Genomic DNA, 20785 nt, shown 5'->3' with positions numbered 1-20785 from the left:
GTGATCCCCTCCCGACCTAAGTGGGGTGCTCCCCGTTTAGCCTCCGGTACCGTATACGGGGATGTCCCCGGATAGCAAGCGAGGCCCTCGCTCCGACGCGACTCGCAACCGCTCGCGGCTCATCGCCGCGGCTCGTGAGGCGCTCACCGAAGCGGGCAACGACGTCGCATTCGACGTGATCGCCCGGCGCGCCGGCGTCGGCAACGCCACCCTGTACCGCCACTTTCCGACCCGCGCCGACCTGCTCGTCGCCGTCTACGCCGACGAGGTCGCCACACTGTGCCAACGCGGCGCACAGCTGCTGCAGTCCGCGGAGCCGGCGGACGCGCTGTTCGCCTGGCTCGACGATTTCGTCGTGCACGTGGCCACGAAACGTCCCCTTGCCCTGGCCGCGACGGAAGGCACCGGCGAACGCCGCACCATGCTGTTCCGTCAATGGCACGCGTCGATCACCTCAATAGCCGATCGCCTGGTCCGGCGCGCGCAGCCAGCCCTCCGTTCCGACCTCACCGCCGCCGACGTGCTGACCCTGGCCAGCGGCGCCGCCCTGACGGCCGACCCCACGCACGCCCGCCGCCTGGTCGCACTACTACGGACCGGCATTGCCGCTCCAACCGAAACCGCCACCGGCTGAAGTGCCCGCACAAGGACGGAGCCAGACAAACAAGCACTGCGACACAGCGCGGCAATCAAGAGGCAGACCAGCGCCGAGACAAGCACGCCGGGTGGTGCGGGAGGAGGCCGATGCGCGGATCCGTGCGGGGCTCGGGGTAGCGTCGGGCGCGTGGCGGGGCTCGCGGGGCGGATTCGGCAGCGGCTCGGGGTGCGCATGCGCTCCGCGCTCGCCGCCTCCGCCGTCGTCGCCGTCGCGTCCGTGCTCACCGGTGTCGCGTTCGTGATCGCCGCGCGGCTCATTCTCACCGGCAACGTCGACCAGGATACGAGCGACCGGGCCGCCCAGGTGGCCGGCGCGCTCGACGACGACGCCGCGCTCGCCGCCGTCATGCGGCCGTCGCTGCGGGACCGCACCGTCGTGCAGGTGCTCGGCGCCGACGGCCGGGTCCTGCGCGCCTCCGTGCTGATCGCCGGGGCCCAGCCGATCTCGTCGCTGCGCCCGGAGCCGGGGCAGACCAGGCGGGAGCAGCGCCGGCTGGCGGTGGCGCACGACGAGTACTTCCGGATCACCGCGCTCGGCGTGGACTCGGACGCGGGGCCGCGCACGGTGCTCGTGGGGCAGTCCATCGACGAGATCGACGACGGCACCGAGGCCGCGATCGGGGCCCTGGCCGTCGGGCTGCCGCTGCTGACCGTGATCGTGGGCATCGCGACGTTCCTGTTCGTGGGGCGCTCCCTGCGGCCGGTCGACGCGATGCGCCGGCAGGCGGAGACGATCACCGGGCGGAACCTGCACACGCGGCTGCCCGTACCGCCGACCGGTGACGAGATCGCCGCGCTGGCCGCGACCATGAACGGGATGCTCGACCGCATCGAGTCCGCTACGGCGGCGCAGCGCCGGTTCGTGGCCGACGCCTCGCACGAGCTGCGCAGCCCGCTGTCGACCGTGCTCGCGGGGCTGGACCTGCTCGGGGACGGGCCGCACGTGGTGCGGATGCGGCGGGAGAGCGACCGCATGGCCCGGCTCATCTCCGACCTGCTCCTGCTGGCGCGGGTGGACGAGAAGGGGCTGCGGCTGCGGCGGGAGGACGTCGACCTCGACGACCTCGTCTATCTCGAGCGGGAGCGGCTCATCGCCGAGCGGCCCGGGCTCCGGGTGACCGCGCGCTCGGCCCCCGTGCGGGTGAGCGGCGACCCGCACCACCTCCAGCGCGTCCTGCGCAACCTGCTCGACAACGCGGCCCGGCACGCGCGGGAGGCGGTGGAGGTGACGGTGGAGGCTCACGACGGTACCGCCGAAATCACGGTGTCCGACGACGGGCCGGGCATCGCCCCCGCGGACCGGGACCGGGTCTTCGACCGGTTCGTCCGCCTCGACGAGGATCGCTCGCGCACCGGCGGCGGGACCGGGCTCGGGCTGCCCATCGCCCGCGACATCGTGACCGCGCACGGGGGCACCCTGACGATCGAGGAGTCCGCGGCCGGCGGGGCGCTGCTACGGCTGAAACTGCCGCAATAAGACAAAGCTCCCGCCCCGAGCGGGCGATGAGCCGAGTGGATGAGACCTCGGACCGGCGGATGGACGGTGGCGCGCCTGCTCGCCGCCGGGTACCTGCTGGCCATCGGCGGGCTGCTGGTCGTCGGCGCGGCCGCGTACGTGCGCATCGGCACGCTGCTCGACGCCCGGGCCGCGGTCGAGGCCGGCCACGCGGTCATCGACGACATCGACGCGCTGCGCGAGGAGCTGCAGAACGCCGAGCGGGGCCAGCGCGGCTACGTGATCACGGGCAACGAGCGCTACCTGGAGCCGTACACGACCGCGGTCGCCGCCATTCCGGGCACGCTGGACCGGCTGGCGGCCCGGACCGCGGGCGACACGACCCTCGCGCAGGTCCGCGGCCGGGTCGAGGACAAGCTGAACGAGCTCGCCGACACGATCGACCTGCGGCGCACCGAGGGCTTCGCGGCCGCGCAGCGGGTCGTCGACACCGACCGCGGCGCCGCCGACATGGCCGCCATCGAGAGCGGGCTGAGCCGGATGCGCACCGCCCAGCAGGTCCGGCTCGCCGCCGACCAGCGCGAGTCGGCGGCCGCGGCGATCGCGACCCGCCGCTCCATCCTCGGCGGCGCCCTGCTCACCGCCGTGCTGGCCGCGCTGGGCGCCTGGTGGGTGACCCGGCAGGTGTCCCGCCCGATCGCCGCCGTCACCGCCGCCGCCCGCCGGGTCGCCACCGGCGAGGTGGTCGCGCCCGTGGCGGGCGGGGCGGCCGCGCGCGGGCCGGCGGAGCTCGCGGAGATGGCCGACGCGGTCGACGAGGCGACCCGGGTCGTGCTGCACGCGCGCGACGAGGCGATGGCCGCCACCCAGGCCAAGTCCGCGTTCCTGGCCACCATGAGCCACGAGATCCGCACCCCGATGAACGCCGTCATCGGCATGACCGGGCTGCTGCTGGACACCGACCTGAGCGCGCAGCAGCGCGAGCTGGCCGCGACCGTGCGCGACAGCGGCGAGGCGCTGCTGGCGATCATCAACGACATCCTCGACTTCTCCAAGATCGAGGCGGGGCAGCTGGAGCTCGAGGACGCCGTGTTCGACCTGCGGGAGTGCGTCGACAGCGCGCTCGCGCTGGTGGCGGTGCCCGCGGCCGGCAAGGGTCTCGAGCTCGTCGCCGACGTGGCCGAGAGCCCGCCGCTGTGCGGGGACGTGACCCGGCTGCGGCAGGTGCTGGTGAACCTGCTCTCCAACGCGGTGAAGTTCACCTCCAGCGGCGAGATCGTGGTGACCGGGTCGTTCGCCCTCGCCGGGGACCGCGTCCGGGTGGCACTGGCGGTCGCCGACACCGGGATCGGCATCCCGCCGGAGCGCATGGACCGGCTCTTCCGCTCGTTCAGCCAGGTGGACGCGTCGACGACGCGGACGTACGGCGGAACCGGCCTCGGCCTCGCGATCAGCCGCCGGCTCGCCCGGGCCATGGGCGGCGACCTCACGGTGGTGAGCCGGCCCGGCGAGGGCTCCACGTTCACGCTCACCGCGCTGCTGAGGATCTCGGCGACCGCGCCGCCGGCGGCGACCGCGGACCTCGGCGGGCGCCGCGCGCTCGTGCTGTCCGGCAACGCCACGCTCCGCCGGGTGCTGTGCGCCCAGCTCACGCAGTGGGGCATGGAGTGCACGCCGGACCCGTCGACCGCCGACGTCGTGCTGACCGACGGCCGGTCCGCGGCGTTCGACGGGCCGAGCATCCTGCTCAGCACCGTCGACGCGCCCCGGCCGCCCGGCTTCGCGGCGGTGCTCACCAAGCCCGTGCGCGCGGCGGCACTGCAGGCCGCGCTGGACCGCGTCCTCAACGGACCGGCGGAGTCCTCCGCGGCCGAGGATCCGGCGCCGGTACCGCCGGTGCGCCCCCTGCGCATCCTGGTCGCCGAGGACAACCAGGTGAACCAGACCGTCGCCACGATGATGCTGGCCAAGCTCGGCCACCGCGCCGACGTGGTCGCCAACGGCGCGGAGGCGCTCGACGCGGTGCGCCGGGTGCGCTACGACGTCGTGCTCATGGACGTGCAGATGCCGGTGCTCGACGGCCTCGACGCCACCCGGCGCATCCGCTCCGAGCTGCCGCCCGCCGCGCGGCCGCACATCATCGCGCTGACCGCGAGCGCGCTCATCGAGGACCGGGCCGCGTGCGAGGCGGCCGGGATGGACGACTTCCTCACCAAGCCGATGCGCCCGACCGACCTGGCCGCGGTGCTGTCCGCGTTCACCAGCGCGCAGTCCGTGGCGGGGCCCGCCCCGGCGGCGGAGCCGGACGGGCTCGAGGACGGCATCCGGGCCCGGATTCGCGAGCTGACCGACGACGATCCCTCGCCGCAGGAGCTGGAGCTGGTCGGGCGGGTGCTCGGCTCCTTCTGCGCCAAGGCCCCGGACACCCTCGCCCGGCTCGCCGACGCCGTCGGCCAGGGCGACTCGGCCGCCACCGTCGGCGCCGCGCACACCCTCACCGGCGCCGCGGGCAACGTCGGGGCGGCGGTGCTGGCCCGGCTCAGCGGCGAGTTCGAGACCCGGGCCCGCGGCGGGCTGCCGGACGACGCGACGCGGGCGCTGGACGAGCTGCGCCACGAGCTCGACCGCGTGGTGGCCGCGGTGACCACCGTCCGCGAGGGGCTCGCCCGGGACAGGGCCTAGAAGCCCATCACGGGCACGGCCTCCACGGCGCTCCAGGCCAGGGCGCCCGCCGTGCACGCGGCGAGCGCGGCGATCCCGTAGACCGGCCAGGCCCGCGGCCCGCGGCGGCGGGCGAAGGACCAGGTGGCCACCGTGATGCCCGCCGCGGCCTGCAGCGCGCCCTCGGCGGTCCCGCCGCGGAGCGGGTCGCCGGTGAACAGCGGCGTGACGGCGATCGCGATCCCGGCCCCGGCGAGCAGCCCGCACGCGATGCCGGCGGCGATCGCGGCGCGGCGGGCCCCGTCGGCGCGCACGGCGTGGGCGAGCGCGCCGAGCGGGGCGCCGCCGGCGACGGACAGCAGCATCCAGTAGCCGAAGGCCCGCAGCAGCGGCCCGAACTCGCCGCCCGGGCGCAGGCCGCCGGGCAGGTTGAGCCAGTAGTAGCAGCCGGTCGCGGTGCACAGCACGATGACCGCCGCGGCCGCCGCCCCGCGCCGCGTGCGGGCCCGGAGCGAGGTCATGGAAGCGGCCACGAACGCGGCGCAGCCCCAGGCGAAGCCGGTGCTGGCCACGAACTGCAGCACCGTGCGCAGGGTGCCGTCGACGAGATCGGCGCAGAAGGCGGCGATGCCGAGCGCCACGCCCGCGGTCAGGGGCCAGCCGATGCCGATCCGCTGCCGGGCAGCCGCCCCAGAGGACTCCACCATGAAGTCATGATCCAGCCGAACGCCGCGCGGCGCGGCCCCTTACAGGCTTTTGAGGGTCTGGATCACCGGCGCCGTCTCCAGGTGCTGGATCGCGGGCAGCGCGGCGATGCTCGTCGAGAGGTACCGGTAGAACGCCGCCGGGTCCGGGCACAGCACCGCCGCGTAGAGGTTCGTCGCGCCCGTCGTGGCACCCACGAACGCGGCCTCGGGGTGCGCGGCCAGGGCCGCACCCGCCTCGGCCAGGCGGTCGGGGGCGACCGACAGCCAGAGCATCGTCTGCATCGGCAGCCGCAGGGCGCGGTGGTCGATGTCGAGGTCGAAGTACAGCGCGCCGCACTCCCGCAGCTCGTGCACCCTCCGGCGCAGGGTGGTGTGCGGCCGGCCGGTGGCCGCGGCCAGCTCGGTGAACCCCATCCGCCCGTCGGCCGCGAGCAGTTGCAGCAGCCTGCGGTCATCGCCGGAGAGCTCGGCCCGCGCGCCGGGCGGCGGCTCCGGCATCCGCAGCGCCGCGACCTGCTGCGGGCTGAGGACGTCGATGAGGCTCTGCGGGCCGCCGAAGTACACGTGCAGCAGGCAGTTCGCGGTGACCCCGGTGACGTTGGGCGTCTTCGGCAGCTGCTCGAGCAGCAGCGCCCCCGAGTCGCGCTCGGACGCCGCGCGGACCACGCCCACGATCTCGGTGCCGCCCGAGGTCAGCTTCACCCACGACGTGTCCGGCCGCCGCGCGAGCGCCCGCCCGACGGTGACCGCCACGCTCGGCACGCACTGGATGCGCACGAACCACGACACCTCGCCGACCCGCTCGGGGTCGGTCCGCCCGGTGACGCGCACGCGCCCCTCGGCCCGCATCCGCGCGAACCGCCGCGCGACGGTCTGGTCGGAGATCCCGAGCACCTCGCCGAGGCGCGTGAACGACGCCCGCCCGTCCAGCTGCAGAGCGTGGAGAATGAGCAGATCGAGTTCATCAAGGTCGGATTTCGCCATTCGAACCCCAATGACGTGGTGCTGAGCCGCCGCCGCGCCACGATCGTACCCATGACGACCTTGGTGATCGGCGCCCGGGGCTCCATCGGCCGCCACGTGCTCGACCAGCTCCGCACCGCCGGCGACCCCGTCCGCGCCTCCGTGCGCGACCTGTCCACGGCGGGCGACATTCCGGCCGGTGTACCGGTCGTGCGGGCCGACCTCACCCGCCCCGAGACCCTGGGGCCCGCGCTGGACGGGGTGCGCCGCGTCTTCGTCTACGCCCTGCCCTCGGACCCGGCCCCCTTCGCCGCCGCGGTCGCCGCGGCCGGCGTCGAGCACGTGGTCCTGCTCTCCTCGGGCAGCGTGCTGCTGCCCTGGACCGCGGCCAACGCCATCGCGCGGGAGCACCGCGAGGTCGAGGCGGCCCTGCCCGGCTGCGTCCCGATCCGCCCGCTGGTGCTCGCGAACAACGCCCTGGCCTGGTCGCGCTCGATCCGCACGGAGGGCGTCGTACGCGTGGCGCACCCGGCCGCGGCGACGGCCCCGATCCACGAGCGCGACATCGCCGCGGTCGCCGTCGCGGCGCTGCGCGACCCGTCCACGCCCGGCGTGAGCGACCTGCTCACCGGCCCGGACGCGCTGAGCCAGCACGAGCAGGTCCGCGCGATCGCCGCCGCCGTCGGCCGCCCGATCCGCCTCGAGGAGCTGACCCCGGCCGCGGCGCGGGCGGCGTTCGCGACGTTCACGGACGCCGCGACGGCCGCGGCGATCCTCGAGTTCGTGGAGCACGCCCTGGAGCCGGGCGGCTCGCCGGTGACCGGCACCTTCACGCGCGTGACCGGGCGCCGCCCGGTGTCGTTCGCCCAGTGGGCGCGGGACCACGCGGCGGACTTCTAGGAGTCCTCGCGCCGCCTCACAGCTGCACGGTCTCCAGCGCCCGCACGGACTCGACGGCGAGCTGTTCGAAGTCGCCGAGGCCCGGCACCTCGTGCAGGGCGGGCGCGAGGTCGGCCAGCAGCCGCGCCGCGTCCAGCGCCAGGTGCGCCGCCTCGGTCGGGTCGTCGTCGCCGAGGCGGGCCTTGATCTCGCCGCCGAGGCTGGACAGCGTGGACTCGTCGGTCTCGGGCGGGAGGCGTTCGGCGAGCGCCGGCGGGTCCGGGGTGTGGACGCGGCGCTGGCGCAGGGCGGCGACGAGCGGGCGGCAGTCGCCGTAGCGGTCCAGCAGCCCCACGAGCTCGAGCGCCCGGGTCACGAGCCGGGGCCGGCCGGGGAACTGGTCGAGCCACGCGAGCAGCGCCTCGTCGCCGCCGACGTGCTCCATGATGTGCCGCAGGCAGGAGGCGACGGGCGTGCACGGCGGCTCGAACTGTCCGACGAGGTACGCCACCTGCCCGGCCAGCCCCGCCTCGCCGTCGGCGTCCAGGCGCCCGGCCCTGAACCTTCCGGCGGCCGTCAGGTCGAGACCGCCCACGGGAAAGGTCGTCACGGACGGCGGGCTACCCGCCCTCAGACCGGCGAAACCGTGCGGCCGAGGACCGTCCACGCCATCGCGGTGACCTCGATCGGGCCGGTCGCGGGCAGCAGCGTCGCGCAGCGCTCGCGCAGGGCCTCGCGGTGCGGCTCGTCCAGCGTGCGCACGTAGTCGCCGGCCGGCCCGACACCCAGCGTGAACGGCTCCCACCACTCGGCGAAGCCCGCGAAGGTCGTGCGCACCGTCAGCTCGGCCGGCTCGAGGTCCCGCAGGCCGGCCGCGGTGAAGAGCTCGGCCAGGTGGCCCTCGCGCGCGCCGGCGAGGCCGGACTCGTCGCGGGCGGCCGGGTCGAGCTCCAGCGCGGCGCGCCAGAACACGGCCAGCGGGCCGGCGCCGCCCGCGTGGTCCCACACGCAGGCGGCCACGAGGCCACCGGGCCGGGTGACCCTGGCCATCTCGCGCAGCCCGGCGACGGGGTCGGCCATGAAGTGCACGACGAGCTGAGCGAGCGCGAGGTCGAAGGTCCCGTCGGAGTACGGCAGCCGCTCCGCCGCCCCGCCGCGCACATCGGCGTCGGGGAAGCGCTCCCGCGCCGTGGCCACGAACGACTCGGACGGATCGACGGCGGACACGGACGCGGCCCCGAGCCGTCGCACGAGCTCGGCCGTGAGCGCCCCGGTGCCGCAGCCGACATCGAGCGCGCGCTGACCCGACGAGGCGCCCACGAGCTCGGCGAAACGCGTCGCCAGGGGGACCGAATACCGCCCCATGAAACGCCCGTAGGCGTCCGCCTGCACCTCAAAGCTCACCCCGGCGATGCTAGACCTGCATTCCAAGGGCTCGCAGTGGGCAAGATGGAGGTATGCCCCTGCCGCGTTTGTCGCAAGTCGTCGACCTGGCCGTGTCCGCCGCGGGCACCGCCGCCGGAACCGCCGCGGCCGTCGTCGCGCTGCCCGGGCGGGTGGTGCGCCTGGTCGGCGGCGCCGAGCTGCTCCTGGCCCGCGCCACCGCGACGCTCGACGCGGCCGACGAGGCGATCGGCCAGGTTCGCGCGCTGACCGCCTCGGCCGCGGGCCTGATCGACCAGTCGGGCCGGATCGTGGCGCAGGCCGCCCAGACGGCCGCGAGCGCCGACGCGCTCGTGGTGCGGGCCGGTGAGACGGCCGCGAGCGCGGACGCGATCGTCGTGCAGGCCGCCGAGACGGCCGCGAGCGCCGGAGCCCTGGTCAAGCAGGCCGGTGAGACGGCCACGAGCGCCGACGCGATCGTCGCGCAGGCCGAGCAGACGGCCACGAACGCGGACGCCGTCGTCGCCCAGGCCGCGCGCGCGGCGGGCACCGCGGAGGAGCTGCTCGGCGCGTACGCGCCGGCGCTGCGCCGGTTCATCGAGAACCTCTCGCCCGACGAGGTCGACGCGGCGATCCGCATGGTGGACGACCTGCCGCGGCTCGCCCACCACCTCAACACCGACATCCTGCCGATCCTCGCCACCCTGGACCGGGTCGGCCCCGACATCCACGAGCTGCTGAACGTCACCCGCGACCTGCGCCAGGCGATCGTCGGCATCCCCGGCTTCGCCATGTTCCGCCGGCGGGGCGAGCGGCACGAGAACGAGATCGAGGAGCACCACGACCACGGGCGCGAGGCCGGGGACGGGCGCTGAGGGCTACAGGGCGATCCCCGGCTCGGGAAGGGCGACGGCGGTCGCGCGCGCCGATGCCGCGCGAGCGCCGGCGACCGCCACGGCCGCCATGTTCGTGCCCACCACGATCGCGATGCCGGCCCAGACGTGCGCGGCGGGGACCTGGCCCAGGATCACCGCGCCCGCGAGCGCCGCGAACACCGGGTGCACGCTCTGCAACAGCCCGAAGAAGCGCGGCGGCACGCGGCGCAGGGCGATGACGTCCGCGGCGTACGGCACGACCGAGCACAGCACGCCGGCGCCGAGCGCGTAGAGCAGCCCGGCCGCGGTGAAGCGGCCCTGCACGGTCAGGACGACGGCGACCGGCAGGTAGAGCACCGCCGCGGCCGTCGTGCCCACCGCGGGGCCCTGCAAGCCGGGCAGGCGCGCGCCGACGAGCCGGTTGAGCAGGATGTACGCGGCCCAGCACGCCCCGGCGAGCAGGCCCAGGCCGAGCCCGGCGACGTCGGTGCTCGGGCCGGGCAGGACGAGCACGTAGACGCCGATCCCCGCGACGATCGCGCACAGCAGGTCGATCGGCGTGCGCGAGCCGCACAGCGCGACCGCGAGCGGGCCCAGGAACTCGAGGGTGACCGCGAGCCCGAGGCCGATGCGGTCGACCGCGGTGTACAGGCTGATGTTCATCGTCGCGAAGACCAGCCCGAGCAGCAGCGCCGGCCACCACTGCGACCAGGTCAGGCGCCGCAGGTTGGGCCGGGCCACGGGCAGGAGCACCGCGGCCGCCACGAGCTGACGGACCGCGACGACGCCCGCGGGCCCGATCGCGGGGAAGGCGCGCGCGCCGAGGGCGGCGCCCGCCTGGTTGCCGGCCGCGCTGGCGAACATGGTCGCGAGGGCGCCGACAGTGCCGAGGTTCAGCCTGCTCACGACCACGATTCTGGGCCGGGGGAGCGGGGCCGCGGAAATGCGTGCGATGCGCCATTCATACGCTGTACGCATGGATCTGGAGCTGCGGCAGCTGCGCGCGTTCGTCGCCGTCGTCGAGACCGGCACCTTCACCGACGCGGCCGGGGCGCTCGGGCTGTCGCAGGCGGCGGTGTCGCGGTCCGTGGCCGCGCTCGAGGCGGCGCTCGGCGCGCGGCTGCTGCACCGCACGACCCGGCACGTGCGCCTGACCGCGACGGGCACCCAGGTGCTGACCCGCGCCCGGGCGGTGCTGGACGAGGTCGCGCACCTGCGGCGGGTCGTCGAGCGCTCGCGCACCGAGCTGCGGGTGGGCTACGCCTGGGCGGCGATGGGCCGGCACACGCGCCGCATCCAGCGGGCCTGGTCCGGGCTGCATCCTGGTGTACCGCTGGTGTTCGTCCAGCACAACAGCCTCGCCGCCGGGCTGACCGACGGTACCGCCGACGTCGCCGTGGTCCGCCGGGCGCTGGAGGATCCGCGATTCGCCACGGCCGGGGTCGGCTTCGAGCACCGCTGCGCGGCCGTGGCCACCGAGCACACCCTGGCGCGCAAGCGGACGGTGCGGCTGGCCGACCTGACGCGGTACACGATGGCGATCGACGATCGAACGGGCACGACGAGTCTCGGCCTGTGGCCGGAGGGTGCGGGGCCGGCGTCGGTGCGCCCGACGCGGGGCACGGACGAGTGGCTCACGCTCATCGCGGCGAACCAGGCCGTCGGCGTGACCTCGGAGGCGACGGCGCACCAGAACCCGCGCCCCGGCGTGGCGTACCGCCGGATGAGCGACGCGCCGCCGATCGAGGTCCGGCTCGCGTGGTGGCGCGACGACCCGCCCGCGCACCTCGACGACCTGATCGCGCTGACCCGCGACGCCTACGGAACGTGAGCATTTGCGGGCTCCGGTACGCTGCCCCGCATGAGTCTGCCGCAGCGGACGGCGATCCTGGAGGCGATGCACCGCGAGGCGGAGGTCGGCGAGCAGACGCTGGCGCCCAACAGCTACCTCGTGCTCGTCGCGCCCGGCGACCACGCGCAGCTGGCGCAGTTCGCGGGGCCGCTGGCTCGCGCGCAGGCCGAGTTCCTGGCCGAGCAGCGCTGGGGCATCGCCGACGAGGTGGTCGTGGAGCTGCAGCCCGACGACACCGTCCCGCCGGGCTCTTTCAAGATCATCGCTGACGTGCGCAAGGCCCGGACCCGCCGCGAGGACGAGGCCGGGCGCGGGGTCATGCTGCTCATCGACGACGGCCGGCGGTACACGGTCCAGGCCGGCGAGACCGTCATCGGCCGCGGCCGCCAGGTCGACCTGCGCGTGCGCGACGAGGGCGTGTCGCGGCGGCACGCGGCGCTGCGGTACGACGGCCGGATGGTGGTGCTGACGGACCTCGGCTCGACGAACGGCACGCGGCTCAACGACCGCCCGGTGACCGAGCCCGTGGCCGTGAACCCCGGCGACGTGATCACCCTGGGCGGCGTGACCCTGACCGTCCAGGGCATGCGCGCTGACCCACCGCCCAACTAGGTCCACAGTGGACGCCATGGGCCGGCGATTCCAACCGGCAGGCCCATGGAGTCCGGCTCCCGGACGGCTAGGATCGAGCAGCATGACCCGCTCCGCGGACACCCTGGGCGATGCGCGCGAGATCCTGCTGGGTAAGCGTTCGGCGACGATCAAGATACTCGACAGGCTGCTCGGTGCCGGGATCCTCGCCGCGGGACCGATCGGCGTGGCCACGGGCCAGCCGTGGCTGCTCGCGGCGTGGGGCTGGGTCGACCAGAAGAACGAGCTCGTCGTCCGGCTGGACGAGCTGGTGCGCAAGGGCCGCGCGAAGCTGCGCAGGTCGTCGGGCCGGCAGCGGCACGAGCTGCTCGCGGCCACGCACGCGGCCCTGACGGTCGGCGCGTTCTTCGCCGCCCTGCGCGATGTGCTCGGCCCGATGTACGACGGGCTGGAGCTGACCGAGGCCGACATCGAGCGCCTGAGCGCGAACTCGACCCATCACGGGCTGCTGCGGCGCACCGTCGACGGCGTGTTGTGGACGCCCATCGACCTGCCGTGGTCCGGTCGTGGCTTCGAGGCGAACCTGGAAGGCGGGATCAGGCCGTACTACGCGGACCTGGCCGGCCGGTGCCGCACATTCTTCGCCGGACTCAGGGCGTTCTCCCCGGGAAGCGGTTCCTCCGTCACCGGGGACGTCGTCGAACGCGCGGTCCGGCGGTACCGCGCCGACTACCTCGGCCTCGCCGCGGAGGTTCCGGAGTTCCGGATCTGGGCGGAGTTCGGCGAGCACCTCGCCGAGCAGAACGCCCTCGGGCGGATCGAGGAGCTGACCCGGTTCCTCGCCGCCCCGGCCAAGGCCGCCCGCCCGGCGCTGCGCAGCCTCCATCGCGCCGTCCTCGCCGCTCCCATCGTCGATCTCGAGGAGGCGACCGGCGATGTCACGGCCGTGCGGGTGCCGAGCGTCGAGCGCGGGTACATCGAGCCGGAGTTCCGCTGGGCGGTCATGGGCCCGGCGTCGCTGCCCGCCCACGAGGACTGGTGGGGCCGGCAGCCCCTGGGGTCCGACCTCGCCGGGTTCGTCGCGGCCCACGTCGTGTCGCCCGCCGCCGCCGAGCGGCCGATGGTCGTGCTCGGCCACCCGGGCAGCGGCAAGAGCCTGTTCACGAAGGTCTGCGCCGCGCGGCTCGACGCGTTCGTCACCGTCCGGGTGCCGCTGCGGGACGTTCCCGACCCGACGGCCGGCGTGTACCGCCAGATCGACGACGTCCTGCGCGAGGCCACCAACGACCAGGTCCAGTGGCGGACGCTGTGCGAGTCGAGCGGCCCCGCGGTGCGGGTCGTGCTGATCGACGGCCTCGACGAGCTGATGCAGGCCACCGGGGCCACCGAGTCGCGCTACCTGCGCAACGTGATGGACTTCCAGCGCACCGAGGCGGCCGTCGACGGCCCGGTCGCCGTCATCGTCACCTCCCGGACGCTCGTCGCCGACCTGGCCGCGATCCCGGAGGGCTGCCTCGTGGTGCGGCTGGAGGAGTTCACCGACGAGCAGATCGACGCCTGGGCCGAGCGCTGGGCCGAGGCGAACGAGCCCGGCGTCGCGGCCGGTCACGTGCGCCCGGTCGCGGCCGGCGCGCTGCGGGGCTACGGCGACCTGGCCCGGCAGCCGCTGCTCCTGCTGCTGCTGGCGATCGTGGCCGCGGAGCGGGAGCTGCCGGCCGACGGTACGTCCGCCGGGCTCTATCGCATGCTCCTCGACGACTACATCCGCCGCGAGCTGGCCCGGCCCGACAACCAGGCGTCCGGCCTCGCCGAGGACGAGCGACGCGAGGCGGAGCTGTGGAAGCTCGGCCTGGTCGCCTTCGGCATGCTCAACCGCGGCCGCCAGCACCTCTCCGAGCGCGACCTCGAGGCCGACCTGCTGGCCCTCCCGGGCCCGATCCCGGTCACCGAGTCCCGGCCGCGCGACCTGGCCCGCCCCCTCGACCCGGCGCGCCGCATCATCGGCCGCTTCTTCTTCGTCGCCGCGGCGGAGGCCGAGGGTGGCGTCGGCGGCCGCAGCTACGAGTTCCTGCACGCCATGTTCGCCGACTATCTGGTCGCCTTCCACACCGTGGAGCTGCTGCGGGACGCGGCCGCCGCCCGCTCGCTGCGCACGGCGTCGCAGTCCTGGGACGACGACCTGCTGTTCGCGCTGCTGTCCCAGCGGCTGCTGGCGGGGTACGGCTCCCGCGCCCTCGACCTCTTCGCCGAGCAGGCGCGCGGTGACGCGGCCGTCGCGGGCGTGCTGGAGCACATCGCGGCCATCGTGCAGGACCGCTGGGGCCCGGGCCGCCACGCCGCCTACGCCCCGTCGAGCCGGGTGGCCGTCCAGCGCATCGCGACCTACGCGGCCAACATCGTGTCCCTGCGGCTGGCCATGGCCGACGAGCCGGTGGAGGTCGCCCGCCTGTGCCCGCCGCACGCCGACGTCCGCCTGTCGTGGGCCAACCAGGTCCGCCTGTGGGACGCCGTGCTGAAGCCCTCCGCCGGATGGGGCGCGTTCATCAGCGCCCTGCAGGTGGTGGACGGCGACCGGCCGACGGCGGCGTGGCGCCCGTCCGCCGGCTACTGGGAGGACATGGTGGAGATCGCCGCTCTGGCCGAGGCCCGGGCGATGCAGCTCGCCGTGGGGCGCACCGTGCTGTTCGACAGCACGAGTCCCATGGACCAGCCCGGCCCGGCGATGGCCCGCGCTCTGACGGAGGTGCTGCTGCGCGGTTACGCCTCCCCGGAAAGCCTCGCGATCCTCACCGACGTGAGCCGCATTCCCGGCCCGCTGCACGGCCTCGCGCTGAGTGCGGCGGCCCGGCACGGCGCGAGTCTCGACGCCGCGACGGCCAACGATGTGCTGAACCTTCGCGGCAAGCGCATGGACGAGGCCGTCGCGATGCTGGCGATGCGGCACGCGATCCAGGTCAAGCGGATCTTCTCGGACGAGTTCTGGGATGTCATGGTCCGCCTGGAGGCCGTGCTCGACGGAGGGTACGCGGGCAAGATCCGCGAGACCCCCGAGGGCCGGGCGATGCGCGCGCTGCCGCCGGAGCTCGCCCGCAAGCTCATTCCGGAGCTCGCGGCCTCGCTGCTGTCAGCGCAGGAGCAGGACCAGGCGTGAGGTGGCCGAGCCCGTGGACTGGGCGTGCCAGGCGGCCGGAGCGTCGGACAACGGGACGGCCTCGTACGAGACGGTCAGGCGGCCCGCCGCGGCGTGGGCCGCGATCGTGCGCATCGTCTCCGCCCGCTCCGGCTTCGTCAGGGAGTTGTTCGTGTAGCCCAGAATCCGCAGCGAGCCGCTGCGCAGCGTGGCCGAGTCGAAGGGGGCCGTCGGGGCGGCCGAGCCCCCCAGGTTGACCAGGCGGCCGCCCGGGCGCAGCACCTGCAACGCCGCCGCGGCCGGCACGCCGAACAGCGGGTCCAGCACCAGGTCCAGCGGGCCGTCCAGCGCCGGGCGCAGCCGTGCGGCCAGGTCGGGCACGGTGTCGTCGTCGAGCAGGGGCACCACGGCGTCCGCGCCCAGGGCGGCGGCGCGCGACCGGGCCCGCGAGGAGCGGCAGGCCGCCACCACGCGGCGGGCGCCGAGCAGGCGGGCGATCTGGATCGCCGCCTGCCCGACGATGCCGCCGCCGCCCAGGACCAGCACCTGCTCGCCGGTGCGCAGGTCGCCGCACGAGGTGAGGGACTGCCACGCCGCCACGGCGGACAGGCCCAGCGCGGCGACCAGCGCGGGGTCGGCGTCCGGCGGCAGTTCGACGATGTCCGCCGGGGGCACGTGGCAGTACTCCGCCATGCTCCCGTCGCCGGGGCGCATGCCGGCGTCGGTGGCGAACCACACCGGCGTGCCGTCGGCCAGCGCTCCAACGCCCTGGACTCCGGGGACGTAGGGGACCGGCGGGGCGCCGAAGTACGACGTCCCGCTCGCGCACAGCACGTCCAGCGGCGTGATCGGCGCGGCGGTCACGGCCACCCGGACGCCGCCGGACGGCGGGGGCTCGTGCGCGGCCACGACCGGCGGCTGTCCACATTGGAGGATCAGGGCGGCCCGCATGTCAGGTCGCGATGTCCGGGTACGGCAGGTCGAAGTGCGCCAGCCGCAGCGCGTACTCCTTCTGGAACCCCAGCGGCTCGGGGTGGTCGCGCTCGAACATCGCGATGAACAACGTCAGCGTCAGGAACGGGTGCGCGCCGAGCTCGAACAGCGTCACATAGTCGTGGCCCGCCAGCGCGGCGCGCTCCCGCGGCGAGAAGGCCTGCCACGTCGAGGCCTCGCCGGTGTGGCAGTTCAGCAGCGTGTTGGCCATGGTGGACTCCCACCACGCGACCGTCTCGGCGGGCTCGGTCCGGTAGCGCTCGACCAGCTCCGGGTCGCGGTCCACGGTGAAGAGGAACTTGTCCAGCAGGTACTTGCTCATGCCGGCACCCCCGACGGGTACCAGGTGAAGTACGCCTCCATGGTGTGGAACAGGTCGTAGGTGTCGACGTAGTCCGGCTTCCGGCCGGCCCCGGCGACGCCCATCATGAGCATGAAGTCCATGAACCCGTGCGTCGCGTTGCCCGGCGCGTGCAGGCTGTCCAGCGTCACCTCCGACAGGCACCCCTCGAGGTCGCCGTTGGCGATCCACTCCACGGCGCGGGCGTCGAACTCGGGGTCCGGGCCGTGCGGGCCGAACTGGCGCGGGCCGCCCAGCTCCAGCGACAGGTGCCCGGTGCCGATGACGGCCACGCGCAGGTCGCTTGGCCATGACTCGACGAGCTCGCGGATCGTCTGGCCGAGCTGGACGAAGCGCTTCGGCTGGGGCAGCGGCGGGGCGAAGATGTTCGTGTACACCGGCACGATCGGCAGGTCCGCCTCCGGCCGCAGGGTGATGATCGGGCAGGTGATGCTGTGGTCGATGCGCAGCTCGTTGCTGAACGCGAGGTCGAAGCCCGCGTCGAGGCCCTCCCGCAGCATGTACGCCGAGAGGTCCTCCTGCCCCGTGAGCCGCATCCGCGGCAGGCCGAACTCGCGCTCCTCGTTGTACCAGTTGGCGTCGTAGAACGGCGCCTTGCCGATGAGGAACTGCGGCATGTTGTCCAGCCACAGCTGGTGGAAGTGGTCGGAGCCGACCATCACCAGCACGTCCGGGCGGGCCTTGGTGAGCGTCTCCCGGAAGCGCAGGATCTTCGCCACCCACTCGTCGGCGAACGGCGGCCGGTCCTCGCCGGTGGCCGTGCTGGCCTTGTAGTAGAAGGGGTGGTGCGTCGAGGCGATCACCGCGACGATCTGGGCCACGGCGACTCCTTCCTTGAGGGGGTGTACCGCGCGTTGCGGTCGACGGTCTTGTAGATCTCGAGCCCGAGGTTCGTGCGCCGCTCCTCGGCCAGGTGCCCGAGCAGGCCGGCCGCGCGCGCCAGCAGCGCGAACCCGCGCAGCATCTCCACCGGCAGGCCGAGGTCCGCGAGCGCGGCACCGCAGATGCCGGCGCCGTTGAGCGGCAGGGTGCGGCCGAGGACCGCGGGGTGAACGCGGCCGATGGCCTCGAACAGGCGCAGGTGCGGGCCGCGCAGGCCCTCGGCCTCGGCGATGCCGATGAGCGCGGGGGTGCGCGGGTCCTGGACCTTGTGCACGGGGTGGCCGAGTCCGGGCACGAACTTGTCGGCCGCGCGCTGGTCCCGGACCGCCCGCTCGGCGAGTGCGTCCCAGTCCGCGTCGGTCGCGGGAAGGTCGCCCTGCGCGTGCAGTACATCGGAAAGGAACCGACCGCAGTCCTCGGTCACGCCCAGGAACCGGGAACCGCCGCCCAGCAGGCCCGCGGCCAGGGCGCCCTGGAGGGCCTCGGGGGCGCTGGCGTAGGTGACGCGCGCGGCGATCGCGGTGGGCGTGAACCCGTGGTCGGCCAGGGCGACGAGCACCGCCTCGAACACCCGTGTCTCACCCGGCGAAGGGCGGCGGCCGGCCACCAGCCAGAAGGCCAGCTCGCCGAAGCCGACCTTGCCCATCAGGTCGGCCGCGAGGTCCTGGCCCAGCAGCCGGATCTGGTCGGCGTCGGACGTGCCGATGCCGGTGGGGAAGCTCAGCTCTTCAGCCATTGGCGGATCTCCTCGCCGTGCTCGTCCAGGGACGGTGGGGGCAATTCGTAGCGCGGCGGTGTCGCCGAGAACGTGATCGGGTTGCGCACGCCGGGGATGCCGCCGGTGACCACCACGGGGTCGAGCCCGAGATGCTCAGCGTAGGCGACGCCGCCGTCGATCGTGTTGATCGGCGCACACGGCACCCCGGCCGCGGTCAGCAGCGTGAACCACTCGTCCTTGCCCTTGGTGGCGAGCACCTCGACGAGCAGCGGGCGCAGGGCCTCGCGGTTGGCGGTGCGGTCCTGGTTGTGCGCGAACCGCGGGTCGTCGAGCAGGTGCTCCAGGCCGAGGACGCCGCACAGCTTGCGGAACTGCGGGTCGTTGCCCGCGATCACGATGAGGTCGCCGTCGGCGGTGGGCAGCGGCTCGTACGGGAACAGGCTCGGATGCGCGTTGCCCATCCGGAACGGCACCGTGCCGCCGGCGACGTAGCCGCTGCTGTGGTTCACCAGGCCCGACAGCGCCGAGGAGAGCAGGTTGACCTCGACGTGCTGGCCGCGCCCGCTGCCGGCCCGGTGGTGCAGCGCGGCGAGGATGCCCAGGCCCGCGTGCATCCCGGCCATCACGTCGAACACGGAGATGCCGGCCCGGAACGGCGGTCCGTCGGCGTCGCCGGTCAGGCTCATGAGGCCCGAGATCGCCTGGACCATGAGGTCGTACCCCGGCAGCGACGCCCCGGCCGCCGTGCCGAAGCCGGAGATGGACGCGTAGACGAGCTTCTCGTTGCGCTCGGCGAGGGTCTCGTAGTCCAGCCCGAAACGCTTGAGGCCGCCGGGCTTGAAGTTCTCGATGAGCACGTCGGCGCGCCCGGCGAGGGCCCGCGCGGCCGCGAGGTCGTCCGGATCGCGGAAGTCCAGCGCGATCGACCGCTTGTTGCGGTTGATGCCGAGATAGTAGGTGGAGAGGCCGTCGCGGATCGGGGGCATCCACGTGCGGGTGTCATCCCCGCCCGGCCCCTCCACCTTGATGACGTCGGCGCCGAGGTCGGCCAGCAGCATCGTCGCGTACGGCCCCGCGAGGATCCGCGAGAAGTCCGCGACGAGCAGCCCGTCCAGTGGTCCCACGCTGCCTCCGTCCGCTCTGCGGACAACCGTCCGCAACTCGTTGACACGGTACATCACCGGGAACAGAATCTCACTACCTACCCAATCTGCCCGCCAGGCGGACGGACGTCCGAGATTGGAGCCCGCGATGGGCGCAGTCATCTTCCGCAACGCACTGGTCCTCACCATGGACGACACCCACACCGTGCTCCCCGGCACCGATGTCCTGATCGTCGACGAGCGCATCGCCGAGATCGGCGTCGGCCTCACCGCCCCGCCCGGCGCGCAGGAGATCGACGCGTCCGGCGGCATCCTCATGCCGGGCATGGTCGACACGCACCGCCACATGTGGCAGACCGCGATGCGCGGCTACGGCGCGGACTGGACCCTGACCCAGTATTTCGTCTGGTACTACCTGGAGTCCGGCAAGCACTTCCGCCCCCAGGACATCTACGCCGGCAACGTGCTCGCGGCCTGGGAGGCCCTCGACGCCGGCGTCACCACGACCGTCGACTGGTCGCACGGCCTGCAGACCACCCAGCACGCGGACGCGGCCGTCGACGCCCTGGAGTCGGTGCCGGGCCGGTTCGTGCTCGCGTACGGCAACATCCAGCGGGGCCCGTGGGAGTGGTCGGCCGCGCCCGAGTTCCGCGACTTCGTCAGCCGCCGCATCACCGGCTCGGACCTGCTCGGCTTCCAGATGGCCTTCGACGTCACCGGCGACCCGGCGTTCCCGGAGAAGGCCGCGTTCGAGGTGGCCCGCGACCTCGGCGTGCCCGTCACCACCCACGCGGGCGTGTGGGGCGCGACCAACGACGACGGCATCCGGCTCATGCACGAGCACGGGTTCATGACGCCGGAGACGGTCTACGTGCACGCGGCGACGCTCACGCACGACTCGTACCACCGCATCGCCGCGACCGGGGGCAGCGTCTCGGTGTCGACCGAGAGCGAGCAGAGCGCCGGGCAGGGCTACCCGCCCACCTGGACCCTGCGCGACCACGACATTCCGGTCTCGCTGTCGATGGACACCAGCGTGTGGTGGAGCGGCGACCTGTTCTCCGCCATGCGCACCACCCTCGGCGCCGACCGGTCCCGCGAGCACCTCGTGGCCCACGATCGCGCCGAGACCGTCACCCACGTGCACCTGCGCGCCGAGCAGGTCGTGGACTGGGCGACCCGGGGCGGCAGCCGGGCCCTCGGCCTCGACGACAAGATCGGCAGCATCCAGACGGGCAAGAAGGCGGATGTCGTACTGCTCAAGAACGACGCCAGCCCCGTGATGTTCCCGATCCTCAACCCGTACGGCCACGTCGCCTTCCAGGCCCAGCGCGGCGACGTGCACACCGTCGTGGTCGACGGCCGCGTGGTGAAGCACGAGCACCGCCTCGTCGGCGCCGACCTCGCCAAGGCCCGCGCCGACGTCGAGGCGACCGTCGAGCACCTCATCGCCACCATGGGCCGGGATGCGTGGGAGAAGGGCATGAACCCCGACATCCCGGAAACCAAGGTGATGGACAATCCATACACGTACACCGACTACGACGCCGGCTCGGCGCAGTGGAAGCAATAGG

The 20785-nt window shown here is 74.2% G+C and carries 19 protein-coding genes; 9 read left to right on the top strand and 10 right to left on the bottom strand.

The annotated features are described in order from the left end of the window. The first annotated feature begins 61 nt into the window (after positions 1 to 61). The 3 genes from AC6JBM_RS24960 (at position 62) to AC6JBM_RS24950 (ending at position 4795) form a co-directional block, all read left to right on the top strand. The gene (locus AC6JBM_RS24960) at positions 62 to 634 is read left to right on the top strand and encodes a TetR/AcrR family transcriptional regulator (RefSeq protein ID WP_497985991.1); all 573 of its coding nucleotides are present in this window, start codon (positions 62 to 64) and stop codon (positions 632 to 634) included. A gap of 150 nt (positions 635 to 784) precedes the next feature. Further along, on the top strand, positions 785 to 2134 hold the full coding sequence (locus AC6JBM_RS24955) for a sensor histidine kinase (RefSeq protein WP_497985990.1): 1350 nt from the start codon (positions 785 to 787) through the stop codon (positions 2132 to 2134). Positions 2135 to 2173: 39 nt separating this feature from the next. Continuing rightward, a complete protein-coding gene (locus AC6JBM_RS24950; RefSeq protein WP_497985989.1) occupies positions 2174 to 4795 on the top strand; it encodes an ATP-binding protein in 2622 nt (873 codons plus the stop codon). Here the strand turns inward: AC6JBM_RS24950 and AC6JBM_RS24945 are convergent. Both AC6JBM_RS24945 and AC6JBM_RS24940 read right to left on the bottom strand, forming a co-directional pair. Next, the gene (locus AC6JBM_RS24945) at positions 4792 to 5481 is read right to left on the bottom strand and encodes a DUF6518 family protein (protein WP_497985988.1); all 690 of its coding nucleotides are present in this window, start codon (positions 5479 to 5481) and stop codon (positions 4792 to 4794) included. The two genes, AC6JBM_RS24950 and AC6JBM_RS24945, sit on opposite strands and share 4 nt — an antisense overlap. A gap of 39 nt (positions 5482 to 5520) precedes the next feature. Next, the gene (locus tag AC6JBM_RS24940; protein WP_497985987.1) at positions 5521 to 6465 is read right to left on the bottom strand and encodes an Lrp/AsnC family transcriptional regulator; all 945 of its coding nucleotides are present in this window, start codon (positions 6463 to 6465) and stop codon (positions 5521 to 5523) included. A 51-nt stretch (positions 6466 to 6516) separates the two neighbouring features. Between AC6JBM_RS24940 and AC6JBM_RS24935 the strand changes: the two genes are divergently transcribed. Beyond that, positions 6517 to 7344 (top strand): SDR family oxidoreductase, encoded by an 828-nt coding sequence (locus AC6JBM_RS24935; protein ID WP_497985986.1) that lies wholly within the window; start codon positions 6517 to 6519, stop codon positions 7342 to 7344. Positions 7345 to 7360: 16 nt separating this feature from the next. On the opposite strand, the gene AC6JBM_RS24930 is transcribed toward AC6JBM_RS24935, so the two are convergent. Then, positions 7361 to 7933, bottom strand: a complete 573-nt coding sequence (locus AC6JBM_RS24930) for a hypothetical protein (protein ID WP_497985985.1) — start codon at positions 7931 to 7933, stop codon at positions 7361 to 7363. Between the two features lie 20 nt (positions 7934 to 7953). Next, entirely contained in the window at positions 7954 to 8727 is a 774-nt protein-coding gene (locus tag AC6JBM_RS24925) for a class I SAM-dependent methyltransferase (RefSeq protein WP_497985984.1), read from the bottom strand. Positions 8728 to 8780: 53 nt separating this feature from the next. Here AC6JBM_RS24925 and AC6JBM_RS24920 point away from each other — a divergent pair, with 53 nt between their 5' ends. Continuing rightward, positions 8781 to 9581 carry a hypothetical protein gene (locus tag AC6JBM_RS24920; protein WP_497985983.1) on the top strand — a complete coding sequence of 267 codons (801 nt, stop codon included), beginning with the start codon at positions 8781 to 8783 and terminating at the stop codon, positions 9579 to 9581. Between the two features lie 3 nt (positions 9582 to 9584). On the opposite strand, the gene AC6JBM_RS24915 is transcribed toward AC6JBM_RS24920, so the two are convergent. Then, the gene (locus AC6JBM_RS24915; RefSeq protein ID WP_497985982.1) at positions 9585 to 10487 is read right to left on the bottom strand and encodes an EamA family transporter; all 903 of its coding nucleotides are present in this window, start codon (positions 10485 to 10487) and stop codon (positions 9585 to 9587) included. Between the two features lie 70 nt (positions 10488 to 10557). On the opposite strand from AC6JBM_RS24915, the gene AC6JBM_RS24910 reads away from it, so the two are divergent. The 3 genes from AC6JBM_RS24910 to AC6JBM_RS24900 all read left to right on the top strand — a co-directional run bounded on the left by AC6JBM_RS24910 (position 10558) and on the right by AC6JBM_RS24900 (position 15175). Further along, positions 10558 to 11412 (top strand): LysR family transcriptional regulator, encoded by an 855-nt coding sequence (locus AC6JBM_RS24910; protein ID WP_350614679.1) that lies wholly within the window; start codon positions 10558 to 10560, stop codon positions 11410 to 11412. A 30-nt stretch (positions 11413 to 11442) separates the two neighbouring features. After that, complete coding sequence (locus tag AC6JBM_RS24905) at positions 11443 to 12045, top strand: FhaA domain-containing protein (RefSeq protein ID WP_497985981.1); 603 nt, start codon at positions 11443 to 11445, stop codon at positions 12043 to 12045. Positions 12046 to 12127: 82 nt separating this feature from the next. After that, entirely contained in the window at positions 12128 to 15175 is a 3048-nt protein-coding gene (locus tag AC6JBM_RS24900; RefSeq protein WP_497985980.1) for an NACHT domain-containing protein, read from the top strand. On the opposite strand, the gene AC6JBM_RS24895 is transcribed toward AC6JBM_RS24900, so the two are convergent. From AC6JBM_RS24895 to AC6JBM_RS24875, 5 genes are read right to left on the bottom strand one after another with little or no spacing between them, the layout of a single operon-like run. Beyond that, a complete protein-coding gene (locus AC6JBM_RS24895; RefSeq protein ID WP_497985979.1) occupies positions 15149 to 16105 on the bottom strand; it encodes a quinone oxidoreductase family protein in 957 nt (318 codons plus the stop codon). The genes AC6JBM_RS24900 and AC6JBM_RS24895 overlap by 27 nt on opposite strands. Before the next feature lies 1 nt (position 16106). Beyond that, complete coding sequence (locus AC6JBM_RS24890; protein ID WP_497985978.1) at positions 16107 to 16469, bottom strand: hypothetical protein; 363 nt, start codon at positions 16467 to 16469, stop codon at positions 16107 to 16109. Then, positions 16466 to 17329, bottom strand: coding sequence for a DODA-type extradiol aromatic ring-opening family dioxygenase (locus AC6JBM_RS24885; RefSeq protein WP_497985977.1), 864 nt, complete (start codon positions 17327 to 17329; stop codon positions 16466 to 16468). Before AC6JBM_RS24885 ends, AC6JBM_RS24890 begins: the two co-directional genes overlap by 4 nt. Beyond that, positions 17308 to 18126 (bottom strand): citryl-CoA lyase, encoded by an 819-nt coding sequence (locus tag AC6JBM_RS24880; protein ID WP_497985976.1) that lies wholly within the window; start codon positions 18124 to 18126, stop codon positions 17308 to 17310. The genes AC6JBM_RS24885 and AC6JBM_RS24880 overlap by 22 nt, the downstream gene beginning before the upstream one ends. Beyond that, the gene (locus AC6JBM_RS24875) at positions 18111 to 19232 is read right to left on the bottom strand and encodes a CaiB/BaiF CoA transferase family protein (protein ID WP_497985975.1); all 1122 of its coding nucleotides are present in this window, start codon (positions 19230 to 19232) and stop codon (positions 18111 to 18113) included. Before AC6JBM_RS24875 ends, AC6JBM_RS24880 begins: the two co-directional genes overlap by 16 nt. A 127-nt stretch (positions 19233 to 19359) precedes the next feature. Here AC6JBM_RS24875 and AC6JBM_RS24870 point away from each other — a divergent pair, with 127 nt between their 5' ends. Further along, positions 19360 to 20784 carry an amidohydrolase family protein gene (locus AC6JBM_RS24870; protein ID WP_497985974.1) on the top strand — a complete coding sequence of 475 codons (1425 nt, stop codon included), beginning with the start codon at positions 19360 to 19362 and terminating at the stop codon, positions 20782 to 20784. The last annotated feature ends 1 nt before the right edge of the window (position 20785 follow it).

This window comes from Dactylosporangium thailandense (genome assembly GCF_059739745.1).
The sequence above is the reverse complement of the archived record's forward strand: the minus strand, read 5'-3'. Positions and strand labels throughout refer to the sequence as shown.

Coding starts and splice junctions, on each gene's coding strand:
- AC6JBM_RS24960 (WP_497985991.1), top strand. CDS start 62: ATGTCCCCGGATAGCAAGCGAGGCCCTCGCTCCGACGCGACTCGCAAC.
- AC6JBM_RS24950 (WP_497985989.1), top strand. CDS start 2,174: ATGAGACCTCGGACCGGCGGATGGACGGTGGCGCGCCTGCTCGCCGCC.
- AC6JBM_RS24945 (WP_497985988.1), bottom strand. CDS start 5,481: ATGGTGGAGTCCTCTGGGGCGGCTGCCCGGCAGCGGATCGGCATCGGC.
- AC6JBM_RS24940 (WP_497985987.1), bottom strand. CDS start 6,465: ATGGCGAAATCCGACCTTGATGAACTCGATCTGCTCATTCTCCACGCT.
- AC6JBM_RS24935 (WP_497985986.1), top strand. CDS start 6,517: ATGACGACCTTGGTGATCGGCGCCCGGGGCTCCATCGGCCGCCACGTG.
- AC6JBM_RS24920 (WP_497985983.1), top strand. CDS start 8,781: ATGCCCCTGCCGCGTTTGTCGCAAGTCGTCGACCTGGCCGTGTCCGCC.
- AC6JBM_RS24910 (WP_350614679.1), top strand. CDS start 10,558: ATGGATCTGGAGCTGCGGCAGCTGCGCGCGTTCGTCGCCGTCGTCGAG.
- AC6JBM_RS24905 (WP_497985981.1), top strand. CDS start 11,443: ATGAGTCTGCCGCAGCGGACGGCGATCCTGGAGGCGATGCACCGCGAG.
- AC6JBM_RS24900 (WP_497985980.1), top strand. CDS start 12,128: ATGACCCGCTCCGCGGACACCCTGGGCGATGCGCGCGAGATCCTGCTG.
- AC6JBM_RS24895 (WP_497985979.1), bottom strand. CDS start 16,105: ATGCGGGCCGCCCTGATCCTCCAATGTGGACAGCCGCCGGTCGTGGCC.
- AC6JBM_RS24890 (WP_497985978.1), bottom strand. CDS start 16,469: ATGAGCAAGTACCTGCTGGACAAGTTCCTCTTCACCGTGGACCGCGAC.
- AC6JBM_RS24880 (WP_497985976.1), bottom strand. CDS start 18,126: ATGGCTGAAGAGCTGAGCTTCCCCACCGGCATCGGCACGTCCGACGCC.
- AC6JBM_RS24870 (WP_497985974.1), top strand. CDS start 19,360: ATGGGCGCAGTCATCTTCCGCAACGCACTGGTCCTCACCATGGACGAC.